The following is a 16,795-nucleotide window of genomic DNA, read 5'->3' as shown; positions in this document are numbered from 1 at the left end:
TTCACTCGGAGTCGCGATCGTCTTTGTGGCGCAAACCCCTTTGCTTTTCGCGGTGTTGACGTACCCCGCAAGTCGTGACTGACTGTGCGTACACCGCGCACGCCAGGTGAAACGACGGCCCGCTTCGTGGAGGTGTGCCCTGCCGCCCCTCCTGCGCTACCCGACCGTGGACGAGCTGGGGGCCAGGGCCGCCGCACTCGCGGCCCGGCATCCCCGACACGCCCGGCTGCGCCGCGTCGGCACCTCCCGCGCGGGCAGCCCGCTGCTCCTGCTCTCCGTCGGCCACGGCAGCCGCCAGGTCCTCGTCGTCGCAGGGCCGCACGCGAACGAGCCCGTGGGCGGCGCCACCGCCCTGCGGCTGGCCGAGCGGGCCGTCGCCGACCCCCGGCTCACCGAGGGCGCCGACGCCACCTGGAACCTGCTGCTGTGCGTCGACCCCGACGGTCTGCGCCGCAACGAGGGCTGGCTCACCGGCCCGTACACCCTGGGCCGCTACGCCCGGAACTTCTTCCGGCCCGGCTTCCTGGAGCAGCCCGAGTGGCTGCCCGACGGCCCGGCCCGCGCCACGCTCCCCGAGACCCGCACCCTGCTCGCGCTCCAGGACGAGCTGCGGCCCTTCCTCCAGTGCTCCCTGCACGGCGTGGACGTCGGCGGCGGCTTCGTCGAGCTGACCCACGACCTGCCGGGCCTCGCCCAGCGCATCGCCCACACCGCGGCCCGGCTCGGCATACCCCGCGAACTGGGCGCCTACGACACCCTGTACTGGCCCGACCTCGGACCCGCCGTCTACCGCATCCCGCCGCCCCGCCGCGGCGACCTCACCGCCGCCATCACCGAGGCCGCCGTCGACTCGACCTGGTGCCACCCGAGGCGGCACGGCACCGTCACGGCGGTCGTCGAGGCGCCCATGTGGGGAGTGGCGGCCGTCGCCGACGCCTCGTCCCCGGCCGACCGCGACGCGGTGCTGCGCACCGTGAGCCGCACCCTGCGCCACGACACCCGGCGCCTGCACCGCGTCCTCGCCCGGCTCAGGCCCCACCTCGCCGATGTGCCCGAGGCGGCGCACCTGCTCGCGCCGGTCGACGACTACCTGCTGGTCTGCCCCCGGCTCGCCGACGCGTGGGACCCGGACACCGACGATGGGACGGGCCGCTCACTGCCGCCGATGAACACCTCCCACCTGGTCGCGCTGCGGCTGGCCGGCCGGCGCCTGTCGCTGCGCACCGCGGGCCTGCTGCACCAGCTGGTCACCCGGACCGGGGGCGATCCGGCGGGCGTGCTGTCCGAGGTGGACCGGCTCGTCGACGAGGGCTGCGCCGACTACCGCGACGGCTGCGCGGCGCACTGGATACCGGTCGGGCGTCAGGTGGAGTACCAGACCCGAGTGGTGCTCGCCGCGTTCGAACTGGCCGGACGGCGGATCGGCACCGGTTCCCGCGCGGGCGACCCCGACCGGGATGCCGAGGCCGCGCTGCCGATGCACCACGACTGACGCGCGGGGTTGCCCCCCCCGGGGGGTGTCCTCGGCATACCCTGCGCGGCCTGCGGCCTGCGGCCTGCGGCCTGCGGCCTGCGGCCTGCGGCCTGCGGCCTGCGGCCTACGGCCTGCGGCCTACGCCGTGTCCACCCGCTCCAGCAGTGCCACGGGCGTGTCCGCGAACAGGTCCTCCACGCGCGCGTGCCCCGTGAATTCCCGTCCGGGGGCCAGCGTGTCCGCCCACCTGCCGGGCGGCAGCGGGAGCGTGGTGCCGCGCCAGCCTCCCGCCTCCGCCAGCCGCAGCGACAGCCGGGTCACGGCCGTCAGGGCCCGGCCGGAGCGGACGAACGCCACACAGTGCGCCGCCGCCGGACCCTCGGCGGGCAGCGGCTCGTACGTCCCCGCGTCACCGAAGGTGCCGGGCCGCCGTGCCCGCAGCGCCAGCGCCGACCGGGTCACCGCCGCCTTCTCCCCGGGGCCCCCGGCCCAGCCCTCGTCCCCGGCGGCGGGGAAGTCCACCGCGCGGCGGTTGTCCGGGTCCACCAGCGCCAGGTACTCGTGCTCGGTGCCCTGGTAGAGGTCGGGTACGCCGGGCATCGTGAGGTGGACCAGCGCGGTGCCGAGCACGTTGGCCCGGATGTGCGGGGCGAGCGCCTCGCGGAGGGCGGCCACCCGCCCGCCCGGCGCGCCGCACGGACCCGCCGCCACGAACCGCGCCACCGCCTCCTCGTACGCGGGTTCCTGCTCGGTCCAGCTGGTGTGCGTCCCCGCCTCGCGCACATGCTTCAGCAGCGCCTCCCGCACGCGCTCCCCGTCCGCCGGGCCCAGGCCGAACACCGTCTGCCAGGCCGCCCACGCCAGCTGCCCGTCCGGGGGACCCTCGTCCGGGCCGGTGAGCTCCGTGACCTCCCCCAGCACGTCCGCCCACCGCGCGGGGCACTGGGTGAGCACCGCCAGCGCGGCGCGCACGTCGGCGCTGCGCTTGGTGTCGTGGGTGGAGACGACCGTGCCCGTGGCGGGCCAGTCGCGCTGCACGCGCGCGCAGTAGGCGTGGAACTCCTGCGGCGACACGGCCGGACGGCCGGGGTCGCCGCCCACCTCGGTCGCCGACAGCAGCGGCACGTAGCGGTAGAAGGCCGTGTCCTCGACGGACTTGGCGCGCAGCGCCGACGCGGTCTGCGCGAACCGCGTCCGGAACTCCGCGTGATCGGGACCGTCCCCGTACCGCCCCAGCACCAGACCCCGTACGACGTCCACCGCGCCCGCCTCCTCGGGCACCGCGAAGGCGAGCCGCGCCTCGGCCGCCGCCTCCTCGGTGACGACCGTCGCCGCGTCCACCGAGGTGTAGGGCCGGTACACCTCCAGCCGCACCAGCAGCTCCCGCAGTGCCGTCCGCAGCGCCCAGGGCGCCCGATCGCGCAGCGCGGGGTCGGGCGCGGCGGCGCACAGGCGGTGCGCCACCCGGGTCAGCCGGTCCAGCTCGGTGGCCAGCTCGTGCGTGAGCACCCCGTACGCCGCGCGCCGCACCGTCGCTGCCCAGTCCCCGCCCCCGTCCCCCCGCGGGGCGGCGAACCGGCGGTAGTGGTCGAGGAGTTGCCCGTACCCGTCGGGGTCCGCGAAGAGCCCGTCGACGTGCCGCAGGGCGTCGTAGCCGGTCGTACCGGCGACGGGCCAGGCGGCGGGCAGCCGCTCCCCGTCCGCGAGGATCTTCTCCACCACCGTCCACCGGCCGCCGCTCGCCCGGTGCAGCCGATCCAGGTACGCGTCGGGGTCGGCGAGGCCGTCGGGATGGTCGACGCGCAGTCCGTCGACCACGCCCTCGTGCAGCAGCCGCAGGATCGTGCCGTGCGTCGCCTCGAACACCTCCGGGTCCTCCACCCGTACGCCGATCAGCTCGGAGATGCTGAAGAAGCGCCGGTAGTTCAGCTCGGTGCGGGCCAGCCGCCACCACACCGGGCGGTACCACTGCGCGTCCAGCAGCCGCGGCAGCGGCAGGTCCGCCGTGCCGTCCCGCAGCGGGAAGGCGTGCTCGTGGTAGCGCAGCACGTCGCCGTCGACCCGGAGGTCGGCCAGCACCTCGCCGACCGGGGCGCCCAGCACCGGCAGCAGCAGCCGGCCGTCCTGCGCCTGCCAGTCGATGTCGAACCACCGCGCGTAGGGCGAGCGGGGCCCCTCGCGCAGCACCTCCCACAGGGCCCGGTTGTGGCGGGGCGACATCGCCATGTGGTTGGGCACGATGTCCACCACCAGGCCCAGACCGTGCTCCCGCGCGGTGCGCGACAGCGCCCGCAGCCCCTCCTCACCACCCAGTTCGGCACGCACGCGCGCGTGGTCGACGACGTCGTAGCCGTGCGACGAGCCCGGGACCGCCTCCAGGACCGGGGACAGGTGCAGGTGCGACACGCCGAGCGAGGCCAGGTACGGCACGGCCGCCGCAGCGGCCTTGAAGGGGAAGGACGGCTGAAGCTGGAGCCGGTAGGTGGCCGAGGGGACGGAGGCGGGGGAGGCGGGGTCCGGTCGCTCAGGTGTCATGGAAACCTACGTACCCGCCCCGCCGCCTTTCCTGTCACCGTCCCCCTGACGGGTGCAGGGGGACGGCCCGCGGCGGCCGGCCGCGCTACACCGGCCGCTGCAACACCGTCAGGCTCCGGTCCACCAGGGTCAGCCGGTCCCCGGCCTGCACCTTCGGGCCCGTGCCCGCGGGCACCCCGGTCGCCAGGGCGGTGTCGACGACCACCTCCCACTGCCTGCCGTGGTCGACCGGCACCACGAAGTCCAGCGGCTTCGGCGCGGCGTTGAACATCAGCAGGAAGGAGTCGTCGGCGATCCGCTCCCCGCGCGTGCCGGGCTCGGAGATCGCGTTGCCGTTCAGGAACACCGTGAGCGCGGACGCCCGTGCCGAGTTCCAGTCCCGCTGGGTCATCTCCGCACCCTCCGGGGTGAACCAGGCGATGTCCGACAGCTCGTCGTGGGTGCCCTGCACCGGACGCCCGTGGAAGAAGCGGCGCCTGCGCAGCACCGGGTGGTCCTTGCGCAGCCACACCATCGCGCGGGTGAACCGCAACAGGTCGTGGTCGTCCTCGGGCCAGGCCACCCACGCCAGCTCGTTGTCCTGGCAGTAGGCGTTGTTGTTGCCCCGCTGGGTGCGGGCGAACTCGTCCCCGTGGCTGATCATCGGGACGCCCTGGGAGAGCAGCAGGGTGGCGATGAAGTTGCGCATCTGCCGCGCCCGCAGCTCCAGCACCGCCGGGTCGTCGGTGTCGCCCTCGACACCGCAGTTCCAGGAGCGGTTGTGGCTCTCGCCGTCCCGGTTGTCCTCGCCGTTGGCCTGGTTGTGCTTGTCGTTGTAGGACACCATGTCGTGCAGGGTGAAGCCGTCGTGGCAGGTCACGAAGTTGATCGAGGCCAGCGGGCGGCGCCCGTCGTCCTGGTAGAGGTCGGAGGAGCCCGTCAGCCGGGACGCGAACTCCGCCAGCGTGCGCGGCTCGCCGCGCCACAGGTCCCGCACCGTGTCCCGGTACTTGCCGTTCCACTCCGTCCACAGCGGCGGGAAGTTGCCCACCTGGTAGCCGCCCTCGCCCACGTCCCAGGGTTCGGCGATCAGCTTCACCTGGGAGACCACCGGGTCCTGCTGCACCAGGTCGAAGAACGAGGACAGCCGGTCCACCTCGTGGAACTGCCGGGCCAGGGTGGCCGCGAGGTCGAAGCGGAACCCGTCGACGTGCATCTCGGTGACCCAGTAGCGCAGCGAGTCCATGATCATCTGGAGGACGTGCGGGGACCGCATGAGCAGCGAGTTCCCGGTCCCCGTGGTGTCCATGTAGTAGCGGGGGTCGTCGGCCAGCCGGTAGTACGAGGGGTTGTCCAGGCCCTTGAAGGACAGCGTCGGGCCCAGGTGGTTGCCCTCGGCGGTGTGGTTGTAGACCACGTCCAGGATCACCTCGATCCCGGCCTCGTGCAGCGCCTTGACCGCCGACTTGAACTCCAGCACCTGCTGCCCGCGGTCGCCCCAGGAGGCGTACGCGTTGTGCGGAGCGAAGAAGCCGACCGTGTTGTAGCCCCAGTAGTTGTTGAGGCCCATGTCCACCAGCCGGTGGTCGTTGACGAACTGGTGGACCGGCATGAGTTCGAGCGCGGTCACGCCGAGCCCCGTGAGGTGCTCGATGAGCGCCGGGTGCGCGAGGGCCGCGTAGGTGCCGCGCAGTTCCTCGGGCAGGCCCGGGTGCCGCATGGTGAGACCCTTCACATGGGCCTCGTAGATCACCGTGTGGTGGTACTCCGTCCGGGGGCGCCGGTCGTCGCCCCAGTCGAAGTAGGGGTTGACCACGACCGACGTCATCATGTGCGGGGCCGAGTCGAGGTCGTTGCGCCGTTCGGGTTCGCCGAAGTGGTAGCCGTACACCTCCTCGCCCCACTGGACCGCCCCGCTGATCGCACGCGCGTACGGATCGAGGAGCAGCTTGGCGCTGTTGCAGCGCAGCCCGCGCTCCGGGGCGTACGGGCCGTGCACGCGGTACCCGTACCGCTGCCCCGGCATCACGCCCGGTACGTACGCGTGCCGCACGAAGGCATCGCTCTCCCGCAGTTCGACCGCGGTCTCCGAGCCGTCGTCGTGCAGCAGACACAGCTCTACTCGGTCGGCGGCCTCCGTGAAGACCGCGAAGTTGGTGCCGGCGCCGTCGTACGTGGCACCCAGTGGATACGCCTCTCCAGGCCAGACCTGCATGAACACGACTCTTTCAGGTGTGGGGCGCCGGTGCGGACGCCTTGGCTGCGAGTCCCCCGGAAGTCTCCCCGAAAGTGAGGCGACCACCTAGCACGTACGTCCTCTTACCCACCCCTGGGCGATCTGCTCCGTCCGAGCCCCGGGCAGTCGCCCGGCCCCCTTCGCCGTACCCCTTCCGCGTCACCGCTATGAATCCGCTCACTCCTCGGTGTGAGCACGGCCGGAACACCTTTGTGGATCAAGCAAGTTGGCAAAACCGGCCCGTCCATCGGGCTGCACCGCGGACCGCTCCCGGAGTACCCTTCCTTGATCGTTGGGACGGGGAGTCCCCGGCAGGGTCCGGGGGAGCGGAAGGCGGTACTCGGGTGGGCTCGGGAGGGCTGGAGCTGCCCCCTGGTGACGACGGTCACGAGGGGAACTCCACGGACGTCCCGCCCGGTGCGGTGTCCCTGGCGCGGCCGATGAACGCGGGCGCGATCGGTCCGGAGCTGGACTGGGACGCCGAGGCCTGGCACGAGGTGCGCACGCGTGCGCAGCGGGCGGGCCGGGCCTACATCTGGCTGAACCTCGTCGAGCAGCGGCTGCGCGCCGTCGTGGCCGCCGTCCTGCGGCCCGTCTACGAACCGGTCCACGGCGACGACTGGGTGGTCGCCGCCGCCGGTCCCGCGGGCCAGGAGTGGGTGCAGCGCGCCGTCGCGGTACGCGAGGTCAGCCGCCGCAAGGGCTATCTGCTCGACCCGGCCGACGACAATGTCCTCAGCTTCCTCACCTTGCCCCAGCTGCGCGAGCTGATGGTGCAGCACTGGCCCTGCTTCGAGCCCTACGTGGACGAGCGCCGCGACGTCGAACTGGCCCTGGACGAGCTGGAGGTGACCCGCAACGTCGTCTCCCGCAACCGTGCCCTGTCCGAGGCGGTCCTGAACCAGGCCGAGCGGGCCTCGGCCCGGCTGCTGGAGATCCTCGGCGCGGGCAGCGACGTGCCGTCCGCGCGCCGGCTGCCCGTCGACGCCGTGGAGGACCTGGTCGGGGACCGTTACGCCGACGTGGTCGCCGTGCACTCGGACCGGGTGCGGCTGCTGCGCCAGTTCCCCGCCGAGGACCTGTTCGGCAGCGCCCGCCGGGTGGACGCCCTGGGCATCGGCCTCAACCTGCTCGTGCAGAACTTCTCCGGCCGCCGCCTGCTGCGGATGGCCGAGGCCGGTGGCCGGGTGCGGCTGCTCTTCCTGAACCCGGCCTCCAGTGCGATCAAGCGCCGCGAGCGCGAACTGGGCATCAAGCGGGGCGAGCTGAGCCGCGCCGTGGAGATGAACATCCTGCACATGCGCCGCGTGCGGGCCCGGCTGCGGGACCCGGGCGCCTTCGAGATCCAGGTCTTCGACGAGACGCCCCGCTTCACGGCCTACCTCGTCGACGGGGACGGCGCCGACGGCATCGCGGTGGTGCAGTCCTACCTGCGCCGCACCCGGGGCATGGAGGCTCCGGTCCTCGTCCTGCGCAACGGGCGGAACGGGGGAAAGGTCGTGAAGTCGGACCGGCTCGACGAAGGCGGACTTTTCCCCACCTACCGTGAGGAGTTCGAGCTGATGTGGGCGGATTCGCGCCCGGTGTCCTGAACATCGCCCCGGGGTCGGAGCGGGCGTAAGCGGAATGCGATCCTCTGATTGTCAGTGGCCCGTGGGAAGGTGGAGACCACTGGGGGAAAGCACCACCAAGAAGGGGGACCGCCCATGGGCTGGCACCGGGAGCTGCTGATCGGCTTCGACCTGGAGACGACGGGCACCGACCCGCGCGAGGCGCGCATCGTCACCGGAGCGGTGATCGAGGTCAGGGGCTCGGAGCCGCTCGGCCGGCGGGAGTGGCTGGCCGACCCCGGAGTGGAGATCCCGGCGGACGCGGTCGCGGTGCACGGCATCAGCAACGAACGCGCGGCCAGTGAGGGCCGGCCCGCCGACCGGGTCGCCGACGCCATCGCCGACGTCCTCGCGGACCACTGGAAGGCGGGCGTCCCGGTCGTGGCCTACAACGCGGCCTTCGACCTCACCCTGCTCTCCGCCGAGCTGCGGCGCCACGGGCTGCCGTCCCTGCGCGAGCGCCTGGGCGGCCTGGACCCCGCCCCGGTCATCGATCCCTACACCATCGACCGCTCCGTCGACCGCTACCGCCGGGGCAAGCGCAATCTGGAGGCGGTCTGCCGGGAGTACGGCGTCCCGCTCGACGCCGCCCACGACGCCGCGGCCGACGCCCTCGCCGCCGCCCGGCTGGCCTGCGCGATAGCCGGCCGCCACCCCAAGGTCGCGGCCCTCGGCCCGGCGGACCTGCACCGCCGCCAGATCGAGTGGTACGCCGAGTGGGCGGCGGACTTCCAGAGCTTCCTGCGCCGCAAGGGCGACGCCACGGCCGTCGTCGACGGGAGATGGCCCCTGCGCGAGTTGGCCGGGGAGCCGGCCGACGAGCGGGTCTGAGGCTCCCTCCCGGGGCGGTCGCGCCGGGTCAGAAGGGATACCACCGCACGGTCGGGTCCCCGTCCCGCAGCGACGCCACCCTGCGTTCGAACTCCGCCAGTGCCCTGGGGTTGCTCGGCGCGTGCTGGGCCACCCACGCACAGCTCGCGGTCTCCCGCGCGCCGCGCAGGACCGCGCAGCCGTCCCACTCGCGCACGTCCCAGCCGTAGGTCGCGGTGAAGGCGTCGTGGGCCTCGGCGGGCAGCCCGTAGCGGTCCCGGCTGAGCGCCATCACCACCAGGTCGTGCTCGCGCAGGTCGGCGGAGAAGGTCTCCAGGTCGATCAGGACCGGCCCGCCGGGACCGACGTGCACGTTGCGGGGCAGCGCGTCGCCGTGGATGGGGCCCGGCGTCAGGTGCGGGGTGAGCGCGGCGGCGGCCGCGGCGAAGCCGTCCCGGCGCTCACGCAGGTACGCGGCGTCCGCGGGGTCGATCACGTCGCCGGCCAGCCGCAGCCAGCGTTCCACCCCGCCCAGCAGCTCGCGGGGCGGCAGCTCGAAGGAGGAGGGGAGGGGCAGTTCGTGGACGAGCCGGAGCAGCGCCGCCACGTCCCGGGGCTCGGTGGGCCGCACCGGTTCGGGCAGCCGCCGCCACACGGTCACCGGGTGGCCGTCGACGAACAGCGCCGTCGGCTCGGCCGCCCGCACCGCCGGGACGCCCGCCTCCTCCAGCCAGAGCGCGACGGCCAGTTCGCGGCGCGCCCGCCCGAGGAGTTCGGCGTCGCGGCCGACCTTGACCGCCAGGTCCCCGGCGGCGAACACCGCGTTCTCGCCGAGTGCCAGCAGCCGCGCCCCCGACGCCGGGCCCGGCAGCACACCCGCCTCGGCCAGCACCTCCCGCGCCCGTGCCTCGTCCATCGTCCCGCGCCTCCGTGTCCGTACCGTCCCGCCGTCCGTCGGCCAGTGTCCCATTCGCACAGGTGGGACCGTGTCCGGGCCCCTTGACGGGACGCGGTCACTTCACGACCATGACCAGGCCCGTCCGAGCCGCGCAAAGGGGTTGATTACGTGACATTGGTGACCGAGCCGAGAAGGCCGGCGCGCCGTGCGCCCGGCCCGGACGCCCCCCGGGGCACGCCGGACCACGGCGCCTGGTTCCTGGTCCTGCCCGCGCTGATCCCGATCCTGGTCCTCAGCGTGGGGCCGCTGCTCTACGGCGTCCTGCTGGCGTTCACCGACGCCCAGTCGGGCCGCACCGAGCCCACCCGGTGGACCGGCACCCTGAACTTCCAGGACCTGCTGCACGACACGCTGTTCTGGGAGTCGTTCCGGATCGGCCTGGTGTGGGCCGTCGGGGTGAGCGTGCCGCAGTTCCTGCTCGCCCTCGGTCTCGCCCTGCTGCTCAACCAGAACCTCCGGATGCGCTGGGCGGCCCGGGCCCTGGCGATCATCCCCTGGGCGATGCCCGAGGTCGTCGTCGGCATCATGTGGCGGCTGGTCTACAACGCGGAGGCGGGCATCCTCAACGAGACCCTGCGCGACCTCGGCCTCGGCGGCGGCCACGACTGGCTCAGCGGCCTCGGCACCGCCCTGCCCGCCGTCGTCGTCGTCGGCGTCTGGGCCGGTATGCCGCAGACGACGGTCGCCCTGCTCGCGGGACTCCAGAACACCCCGCGCGAACTGCACGAGGCGGCCGCGGTGGACGGGGCGGGAGCCTGGCGCCGCTTCCGCACGGTCACCTGGCCCGCCCTCAGACCCGTCGCACTCGCCATCACCGCGCTCAACCTCATCTGGAACTTCAACTCCTTCGCCCTGGTCTACGTGCTGACCAACGGCGGCCCCGGCGGCCGCACCCGGCTGCCCATGCTCTTCGCCTACGAGGAGGCCTTCCGCTACGGCCAGTTCGGCTACGCGGCGGCGATGGGCTGCGTCATGGTCGCCGTGATCTCGATCCTGCTGGCCGTCTTCCTCGTCGGCCGGCTCCGGGGGGACGACTTCGAGGGAGGTGACGAGGCGTGAGGACCTCGACCGCGGCCCGCACGGGCCAGTACGCGGCGCTGCTGGCCTATCTGTGCTTCCTGGCCTTCCCGTTCCTCTGGCTGGTCTCCATCGCGTTCAAGCCGCCGCGCGAGCTGGCCAGTCTGCATCCCACCTGGATCCCCGAGGACCCCACCCTCGACAACTTCCGGCAGGCCTTCGACGAGCAGCCGCTGCTGCGCGCCGGGCTCAACTCCCTGCTCGCCGCGCTCGGCGCCGCCGTGATCGCGGTGCTGATCGCGACCCCGACGGCCTACGTCATGGCCCGCCGCCGCGGCCGGCTCGCCAAGGCGGCCACCGGGTGGGTCGTGGTCAGCCAGGCCTTCCCCTTCGTCCTGCTGATCATCCCGCTGTTCCTGGTCCTCAAGAACCTCGGCCTGATCAACTCCGTGCCCGGCCTGGTCATGGTGTACGTCGTCTGGTCGCTGCCGTTCGCGCTGTGGATGCTCGCCGGATACGTCCGCGCCGTCCCGCGCGAGCTGGAGGAGGCGGCCGCGGTCGACGGCGCGGGGCGGCTGCGGACCCTGGTCTCGGTGACCGCGCCGCTGCTCGCCCCGGGGATCGTGGCGACGGCCCTGTTCGCGTTCATCACCGCGTGGAACGAGTTCTTCTTCGCGCTGGTCCTGCTGAAAACGCCGGAGAAACAGACCCTGCCCGTGGTCCTCACCCACTTCATCGGCGCCGAGGGCGTCGCCGACCTCGGACCGCTCGCCGCGGCGGCCTTCCTCGCCACCCTGCCCTCGCTGGTGGTCTTCGCGCTCATCCAGCGGCGGATCACGGGCGGCATGCTCGCCGGGGCGGTGAAGAGCTGATGACGCGCACGCCCACGAAGCTCCTCACCCTGTTCACCTGTGCCGTCCTGCTGCTGGCGGGCTGCTCGGGCGGTGGCGACGGTGCGGACGACGGCGCGGTCACCCTCCGCTTCCAGTCCCTGGCCTGGCAGGACGAGTCCGTGAAGGCCACCAGGGAACTGGTGCGGGAGTGGAACGCCACCCACCCGGACGTGCGCGTCGAATACGTCCAGGGCAGCTGGGACAGCGTCCACGACCAGCTGCTCACCTCCTTCGAGGGCGGCGAGGCACCCGACATCGTCCACGACGCCTCCGACGACCTCGCCGACTTCGCCTACGGCGGCCACCTCGCCGACCTCACCGAACTCCTGCCCGCGCGGCTGAAGTCGGACATTCCGCAGCGCAGCTGGGAGACGGTCAGCTTCGGCGACGGCGTCTACGGCGTGCCCTTCCTCCAGGAGCCACGGGTGCTGATCGCCAACGCCACCCTGCTCGGGAAGTCCGGCGTCCGCGTTCCGACACCCGCGGACCCCTGGAGCTGGGCGGAGTTCCGGCGGGTGACGAAGGAGCTGAGCGGCGACGGGACCTATGGGGTGGCCTGGCCGCTCAAGGAGCCCGTGTCCGCCACGCTCAACCTCTCCCTGTCCACCGGCGGCAAGCTGTTCCACCGCGGCGCCGACGGCAGGGTGACGGTCCGCTTCGAGGACGGCGACCAGGTGGTGCCCCGCACCATCCACGACCAGGTCGGCACCGATCGCAGCGCCCCGCCCACCACCCTGGGCAGCGGCGGCTCCGACACCCTGCCCGGCTTCTTCGCGGGCAAGTACGCGATGGTGCCGCTCGGCTTCTCCTACCGCCAGCAGATCGAGCAGCAGGCGCCCGAGGGCTTCGACTGGCAGGTGCTGCCCGCCCCGGCCGGTGCCGACGGGCCGGCCCAGGGGGTCAGTCCGCAGACCCTGTCGATCGCCGAGGACAGCCCGCACAAGAAGGAAGCCGCCGCGTTCCTCGACTTCCTCCTCCAGCCGGACAGCATGGTGCGCCTCGCCCTCGGCGACTGGATGCTGCCCACCGGCGAGCAGGCCCTGAAGGACCCCGCCCTGCACACGGCCGAGCACGGCTGGGCCACCGGCACCGCCCTCGCCGGACACCTGCGCTCCGCGCCCGCGCAGTCCGTGCGGGGGTACGCCGAGTGGAAGGACAAGGTGGCGACACCGGCACTCCAGGAGTACTACAGCGGCGCCATCGGCATGGACGAGCTGCGCCACAGACTGGAGGAGGACGGGAACCTGGTGCTCGCCCGGTACCAGCGCTGACGGCGGGCGCCGCGCGAAAAGGGTTTGCCCGCCGGGCACCCGCCCGCCTAGCGTCGCCTCCGTGGCAGCCTTCAACGCGATCTTCAACTCCGGTCTCGGCCGGGGCGCGACGTACTCCATCAGGATGCGTCGCGGCCCCGGAGCCCTGACCGGCCCGGGGTCCCCCCGCCGCTGACGCGCTCGACGCGTCCGACGCGTCCGACGCGCGTGCGGCGGGGCTGAGCCTTCGCATCCCCTTTCGTCTTCGTCTTCCGGTCAGGGCCTTCGGCTGCCCTTTTCCCCTCCTGTCACGGAAGACAAGGACCGCAGGCCATGGCCCGCCCCACCCCGCGTGCCCGCACGCTCTCGCAGCACTTCCTCGCCGACCGCGCCACCGCCGAACGGGTCGCGCGGCTCGCCGTCCCCGACCGCCGGCGCCCGCCCCTCCTGCTCGAAGTGGGCGCGGGCGACGGCGCCCTCACCGAGCCGCTCGCCCGCCGCAGCCGCGAACTGCACGCCTACGAGATCGACCCCCGGCTCGTCCCCGCGCTCCGCGCCCGTTTCGCGCGCACCCCGCACGTCCACGTGGTCGCCGGTGACTTCCTCACCGCCCGGCCCCCGCGCACGCCGTTCTCGGTCGCCGGGAACGTGCCCTTCTCGCGCACCGCCGACATCGTCGACTGGTGCCTGGGCGCCCCCGGCCTCACCGACGCCACCCTCGTCACCCAGCTCGAGTACGCCCGCAAACGCACCGGCGACTACGGCCGTTGGAGCCTGCTCACGATCCTGACCTGGCCGGGCCACGAGTGGCGGCTGGTGGGCCGGGTGGGCCGCCACCGATTCCGCCCGGCGCCGCGCGTCGACGCCGGCATCCTCCGCGTCGCACGGCGCCGTACGCCGCTGCTCACCGGCGCCGCCGCCCGCCGGACCTGGGCGGACCTGGTCGAGCTGGGTTTTTCGGGGGTCGGCGGCTCGCTGCACGCCTCCCTGCGCCGTGCCCACCCGCGCCGCCGGGTGGACGCCGCGTTCCGGGCGGCCCGGCTGGATCCCGGCGTGCTCGTCGGCGAGGTCGCGCCCGAGCGGTGGCTGCGGCTGCACGAGGAGCTGACGGCGTGAGGCGAAATCGGTTGTACGAGACGTCTCGTCTCGCGTACGGTGCGGGCATGACCAGTCGCCCCGCGCACATCGCCATGTTCTCCATCGCCGCCCACGGCCACGTGAACCCCAGCCTGGAGGTGATCCGCGAACTCGTCGCACGGGGGCACCGGGTGACGTACGCGATCCCGCCGCTCCTCGCGGACAAGGTCGCCGGGGCGGGCGCCGAACCCAGGCTCTGGCACAGCACGCTGCCCGGCCCCGACGCCGACCCGGAGGCGTGGGGGAGCACCCTGCTGGACAACGTGGAGCCCTTCCTCGACGACGCGATCCAGTCGCTCCCCCAGCTCGCCCAGGCGTACGAGGGGGACGAGCCGGACCTGGTCCTGCACGACATCGCCTCCTACGCCGCCCGCGTGCTCGGCCGCCGCTGGGACGTGCCCGTGATCTCCCTGTCGCCCTGCATGGTCGCCTGGGAGGGGTACGAGCAGGAGGTCGGTGAGCCCATGTGGGAGGAGCCGCTGAAGACCGAGCGCGGGCAGGCGTACTACGCCCGCTTCCACGCCTGGCTGGAGGAGAACGGCATCACCGACCACCCCGACCCCTTCGTCGGCCGCCCCGACCGCTCCCTGGTGCTGATCCCCAAGGCGCTCCAGCCGAACGCCGACCGGGTGGACGAGACGGCCTGCACCTTCGTCGGCGCCTGCCAGGGAGACCGCTCCGCCGAGGGCGACTGGACGCGTCCCGAGGGCGTCGAGAGGGTCGTCCTCGTCTCCCTCGGGTCCGCCTTCACCAAGCAGCCGGCGTTCTACCGGGAGTGCGTGCGGGCCTTCGGCGAGCTGCCCGGCTGGCACACCGTGCTCCAGATCGGCCGGCACATCGACCCCGCCGAGCTGGGCGACGTACCGGACAACGTGGAAGTGCGCGCCTGGGTGCCGCAGTTGGCGATCCTCCAGCAGGCCGACCTGTTCGTCACCCACGCGGGTGCGGGCGGCAGCCAGGAGGGCCTGGCTGCCGCCACGCCGATGATCGCCGTACCGCAGGCCGCGGACCAGTTCGGCAACGCCGACATGCTCCAGGGCCTCGGCGTCGCCCGGAAGTTGCTCACCGAGGAGGCCACCGCCGAGGCGCTGCGCACCGCCGCCCTCGCCCTGGTCGACGACCCGGAGGTGGCGGGGCGCCTGAAGGAGGTCCGGGCGGGGATGGCCGAGGAGGGCGGCACCCGGCGGGCCGCCGACCTCATCGAGGCCGAACTCGCCGCGCCGCGCGGCTGACCCGGCACAGTACGCCGAAGGGCCCGTCGATTCCCCCGGAACCGACGGGCCCTTCGGCGATGGTGGCGTTCCGGCCGGAGCCGGTCGGACACCGACCGGCTCTCCTCGCTGTCCGCGCTCGCCGTCCCGCTCCGGCGACGCGACCGTCATGACCGCGGCGCTGGTGACGACTCCCGCCCTGGTGACCTCCCCGTGCCGGATCGCGTCCCGCCCGGAGCGACCGCGCCGCCGCGCCTCGCGGATCCGGGAGACCACGAACACGTGGTGGTCCGTCGACAGGCCGAACAGGATCACGAAGGGGAACAGCGGCCGACGGCCGTTCTATGGTGTGCCGATGACGACGATGTACGCGGCGCTGCTGCGCGGGATCAACGTGGGGGGCAGCAGGAAGGTCCCGATGGCCGACCTGCGCGCGCTGCTGACCTCCCTCGGCCATGACGCCGTACGCACCCATCTGCAGAGCGGCCAGGCCGTCTTCGCCTCCGCCCACGGCGACGAGGACTCCCTGGCCGCGGAGCTGGCGGCGGCGATCGAGAAGCGGTTCGGCTTCCCGGTGGACGTGATCGTGCGCGACCACGCCTACCTGAAGGGGATCGTCGAGGCGTGCCCCTTCCCGGCGGCCGAGCTGGAGGCCAGGCAGCTGCACGTCACCTACTTCTCCGCCCCCGTCGACGCGGACCGCTTCGCGGCGATCGACGCACCGGCCTTCCACCCCGAGGAGTTCCGCCTCGGCGACCGCGCCCTGTACCTCTACGCACCGGACGGGCTGGGCCGCTCCAAGCTCGCCGAAGCCCTCGGCAGGCCCCGCGTCAACAAGGGGCTGATCGCCACCAGCCGCAACTGGAACACGGTCACCAAACTCGTGGAACTGACGGGCCCCTGACGGTCCCCTGACGGGTTGTCGACCTCTCAGGCCCCGACCGCCAGTGCCACCGGCAGCCGCGCCGCGTCGTACCGCTCCAGCAGGACCCGCGCCACCTCCGGCGCGGGGCCCAGCACGTCCGCCAGCACGTCCGCGCCGGCCGCGCCGCGCGCGATACGGTCCGGCAGGAACCCGGGCGCCAGGACGTACGGGGCGACGGCGACGCGCGCACAGCCCAGCTCGCGCAGCTGCCGCACCGCGTCCTCGGTGCGCGGCAGGGATGCGGAGGCGAACGCAGGCCGCACGGCGCACCAACCGGTGTGCCGCCACTCCCGCGCGATGTCAGCGATCACTGCGATCGCCTCCGGGTCGGAGGACCCCGCCGAGGCCAGCACGACCCCGGTCGAGGACTTGTCGGCGGGCGTCAGGCCCGCCTCGTACAAACGCCGCTCCAGCGCCGACAGCAGCAGCGGCGAGGGGCCGAGCACCTCGGCCTGCCGGATCCTCAGGCGCGGCGGCGCCGCCGCGAGCACCGCGGGGATGTCCGCCTTGGCGTGGAAGGCGCGGGTCAGCAGCAGCGGGAGGGCCACCACGTCCCGCACGCCCTCCGTCTCCAGGGACTCCAGGACCCCCCGCACCGAGGGCACGTTGAAGTCGAGGAAGCCCGTCTCCACTCGTACGTCCGGGCGCACCGCCCTGACCCGGCGGACCAGGGCGTGCACGGTCGCGGCGTGCCGCGGGTCGCGGCTGCCGTGGGCGACGACCAGGAGGACGGGGCGGACCGGCGTGGACATGGCGTACC

13 protein-coding genes and 1 pseudogene are annotated in these 16,795 nt (G+C 73.5%); 9 read left to right on the top strand and 5 right to left on the bottom strand.

The genetic code is table 11. The features are described from left to right. The first annotated feature begins 166 nt into the window (after positions 1-166). Positions 167-1,492: a M14 family zinc carboxypeptidase gene (locus IE94_RS0105830; protein WP_030179157.1), complete on the top strand. Its 1,326-nt coding sequence runs from the start codon at positions 167-169 to the stop codon at positions 1,490-1,492. 120 nt (positions 1,493-1,612) lie between these two features. Here the strand turns inward: IE94_RS0105830 and treY are convergent, their stop codons facing one another. Beyond that, positions 1,613-4,009, bottom strand: coding sequence for a malto-oligosyltrehalose synthase (gene treY, locus IE94_RS0105825; RefSeq protein WP_030179155.1), 2,397 nt, complete (start codon positions 4,007-4,009; stop codon positions 1,613-1,615). An 85-nt stretch (positions 4,010-4,094) separates the two neighbouring features. Further along, positions 4,095-6,203, bottom strand: a complete 2,109-nt coding sequence (gene glgX / locus IE94_RS0105820) for a glycogen debranching protein GlgX (protein WP_030179152.1) — start codon at positions 6,201-6,203, stop codon at positions 4,095-4,097. A gap of 365 nt (positions 6,204-6,568) precedes the next feature. On the opposite strand from glgX, the gene IE94_RS0105815 reads away from it, so the two are divergent. Beyond that, entirely contained in the window at positions 6,569-7,816 is a 1,248-nt protein-coding gene (locus IE94_RS0105815; protein WP_030179149.1) for an SAV2148 family HEPN domain-containing protein, read from the top strand. A gap of 114 nt (positions 7,817-7,930) precedes the next feature. Continuing rightward, positions 7,931-8,665 carry a 3'-5' exonuclease gene (locus IE94_RS0105810; RefSeq protein WP_030179147.1) on the top strand — a complete coding sequence of 245 codons (735 nt, stop codon included), beginning with the start codon at positions 7,931-7,933 and terminating at the stop codon, positions 8,663-8,665. A 28-nt stretch (positions 8,666-8,693) separates the two neighbouring features. On the opposite strand, the gene IE94_RS0105805 is transcribed toward IE94_RS0105810, so the two are convergent. After that, positions 8,694-9,560 (bottom strand): phosphotransferase enzyme family protein, encoded by an 867-nt coding sequence (locus IE94_RS0105805; protein WP_030179144.1) that lies wholly within the window; start codon positions 9,558-9,560, stop codon positions 8,694-8,696. Between the two features lie 150 nt (positions 9,561-9,710). On the opposite strand from IE94_RS0105805, the gene IE94_RS0105800 reads away from it, so the two are divergent. The 5 genes from IE94_RS0105800 to IE94_RS0105780 all read left to right on the top strand — a co-directional run bounded on the left by IE94_RS0105800 (position 9,711) and on the right by IE94_RS0105780 (position 15,131). Beyond that, positions 9,711-10,661, top strand: coding sequence for a carbohydrate ABC transporter permease (locus IE94_RS0105800; protein WP_030179139.1), 951 nt, complete (start codon positions 9,711-9,713; stop codon positions 10,659-10,661). Beyond that, the gene (locus tag IE94_RS0105795) at positions 10,658-11,491 is read left to right on the top strand and encodes a carbohydrate ABC transporter permease (protein WP_030179137.1); all 834 of its coding nucleotides are present in this window, start codon (positions 10,658-10,660) and stop codon (positions 11,489-11,491) included. The genes IE94_RS0105800 and IE94_RS0105795 overlap by 4 nt, the downstream gene beginning before the upstream one ends. After that, positions 11,491-12,783, top strand: a complete 1,293-nt coding sequence (locus tag IE94_RS0105790; protein ID WP_030179134.1) for an ABC transporter substrate-binding protein — start codon at positions 11,491-11,493, stop codon at positions 12,781-12,783. The genes IE94_RS0105795 and IE94_RS0105790 overlap by 1 nt, the downstream gene beginning before the upstream one ends. A gap of 312 nt (positions 12,784-13,095) precedes the next feature. Then, the gene (gene erm(O), locus IE94_RS0105785) at positions 13,096-13,878 is read left to right on the top strand and encodes a 23S rRNA (adenine(2058)-N(6))-methyltransferase Erm(O) (RefSeq protein ID WP_030179132.1); all 783 of its coding nucleotides are present in this window, start codon (positions 13,096-13,098) and stop codon (positions 13,876-13,878) included. A gap of 47 nt (positions 13,879-13,925) precedes the next feature. Beyond that, on the top strand, positions 13,926-15,131 hold the full coding sequence (locus IE94_RS0105780) for a glycosyltransferase (protein ID WP_030179130.1): 1,206 nt from the start codon (positions 13,926-13,928) through the stop codon (positions 15,129-15,131). Positions 15,132-15,269: 138 nt separating this feature from the next. Here the strand turns inward: IE94_RS0105780 and IE94_RS38975 are convergent. Beyond that, positions 15,270-15,440 (bottom strand): annotated as a pseudogene (locus IE94_RS38975) (MMPL family transporter); the annotation flags it as partial. Between the two features lie 25 nt (positions 15,441-15,465). Between IE94_RS38975 and IE94_RS0105775 the strand changes: the two are divergent. Then, positions 15,466-16,014, top strand: coding sequence for a DUF1697 domain-containing protein (locus IE94_RS0105775; protein WP_030179128.1), 549 nt, complete (start codon positions 15,466-15,468; stop codon positions 16,012-16,014). A 26-nt stretch (positions 16,015-16,040) separates the two neighbouring features. On the opposite strand, the gene IE94_RS0105770 is transcribed toward IE94_RS0105775, so the two are convergent. Next, positions 16,041-16,787, bottom strand: a complete 747-nt coding sequence (locus IE94_RS0105770) for a sirohydrochlorin chelatase (protein WP_030179124.1) — start codon at positions 16,785-16,787, stop codon at positions 16,041-16,043. Positions 16,788-16,795 lie beyond the last annotated feature (8 nt).

This window comes from Streptomyces violaceorubidus, assembly GCF_000717995.1.
Lineage (GTDB): Bacteria > Actinomycetota > Actinomycetes > Streptomycetales > Streptomycetaceae > Streptomyces > Streptomyces violaceorubidus.
Note: the sequence above shows the minus strand (reverse complement) of the source record. Positions and strands in the feature narration are given on the sequence as shown.

Excerpts from the sequence above, each read along its gene's own strand:
- IE94_RS0105780 (WP_030179130.1), top strand. The coding sequence starts at position 13,926 with ATGACCAGTCGCCCCGCGCACATCGCCATGTTCTCCATCGCCGCCCAC.
- IE94_RS0105790 (WP_030179134.1), top strand. The coding sequence starts at position 11,491 with ATGACGCGCACGCCCACGAAGCTCCTCACCCTGTTCACCTGTGCCGTC.
- treY (WP_030179155.1), bottom strand. The coding sequence starts at position 4,009 with ATGACACCTGAGCGACCGGACCCCGCCTCCCCCGCCTCCGTCCCCTCG.
- glgX (WP_030179152.1), bottom strand. The coding sequence starts at position 6,203 with ATGCAGGTCTGGCCTGGAGAGGCGTATCCACTGGGTGCCACGTACGAC.
- IE94_RS0105775 (WP_030179128.1), top strand. The coding sequence starts at position 15,466 with ATGACGACGATGTACGCGGCGCTGCTGCGCGGGATCAACGTGGGGGGC.
- IE94_RS0105810 (WP_030179147.1), top strand. The coding sequence starts at position 7,931 with ATGGGCTGGCACCGGGAGCTGCTGATCGGCTTCGACCTGGAGACGACG.
- IE94_RS0105770 (WP_030179124.1), bottom strand. The coding sequence starts at position 16,787 with ATGTCCACGCCGGTCCGCCCCGTCCTCCTGGTCGTCGCCCACGGCAGC.
- IE94_RS0105805 (WP_030179144.1), bottom strand. The coding sequence starts at position 9,560 with ATGGACGAGGCACGGGCGCGGGAGGTGCTGGCCGAGGCGGGTGTGCTG.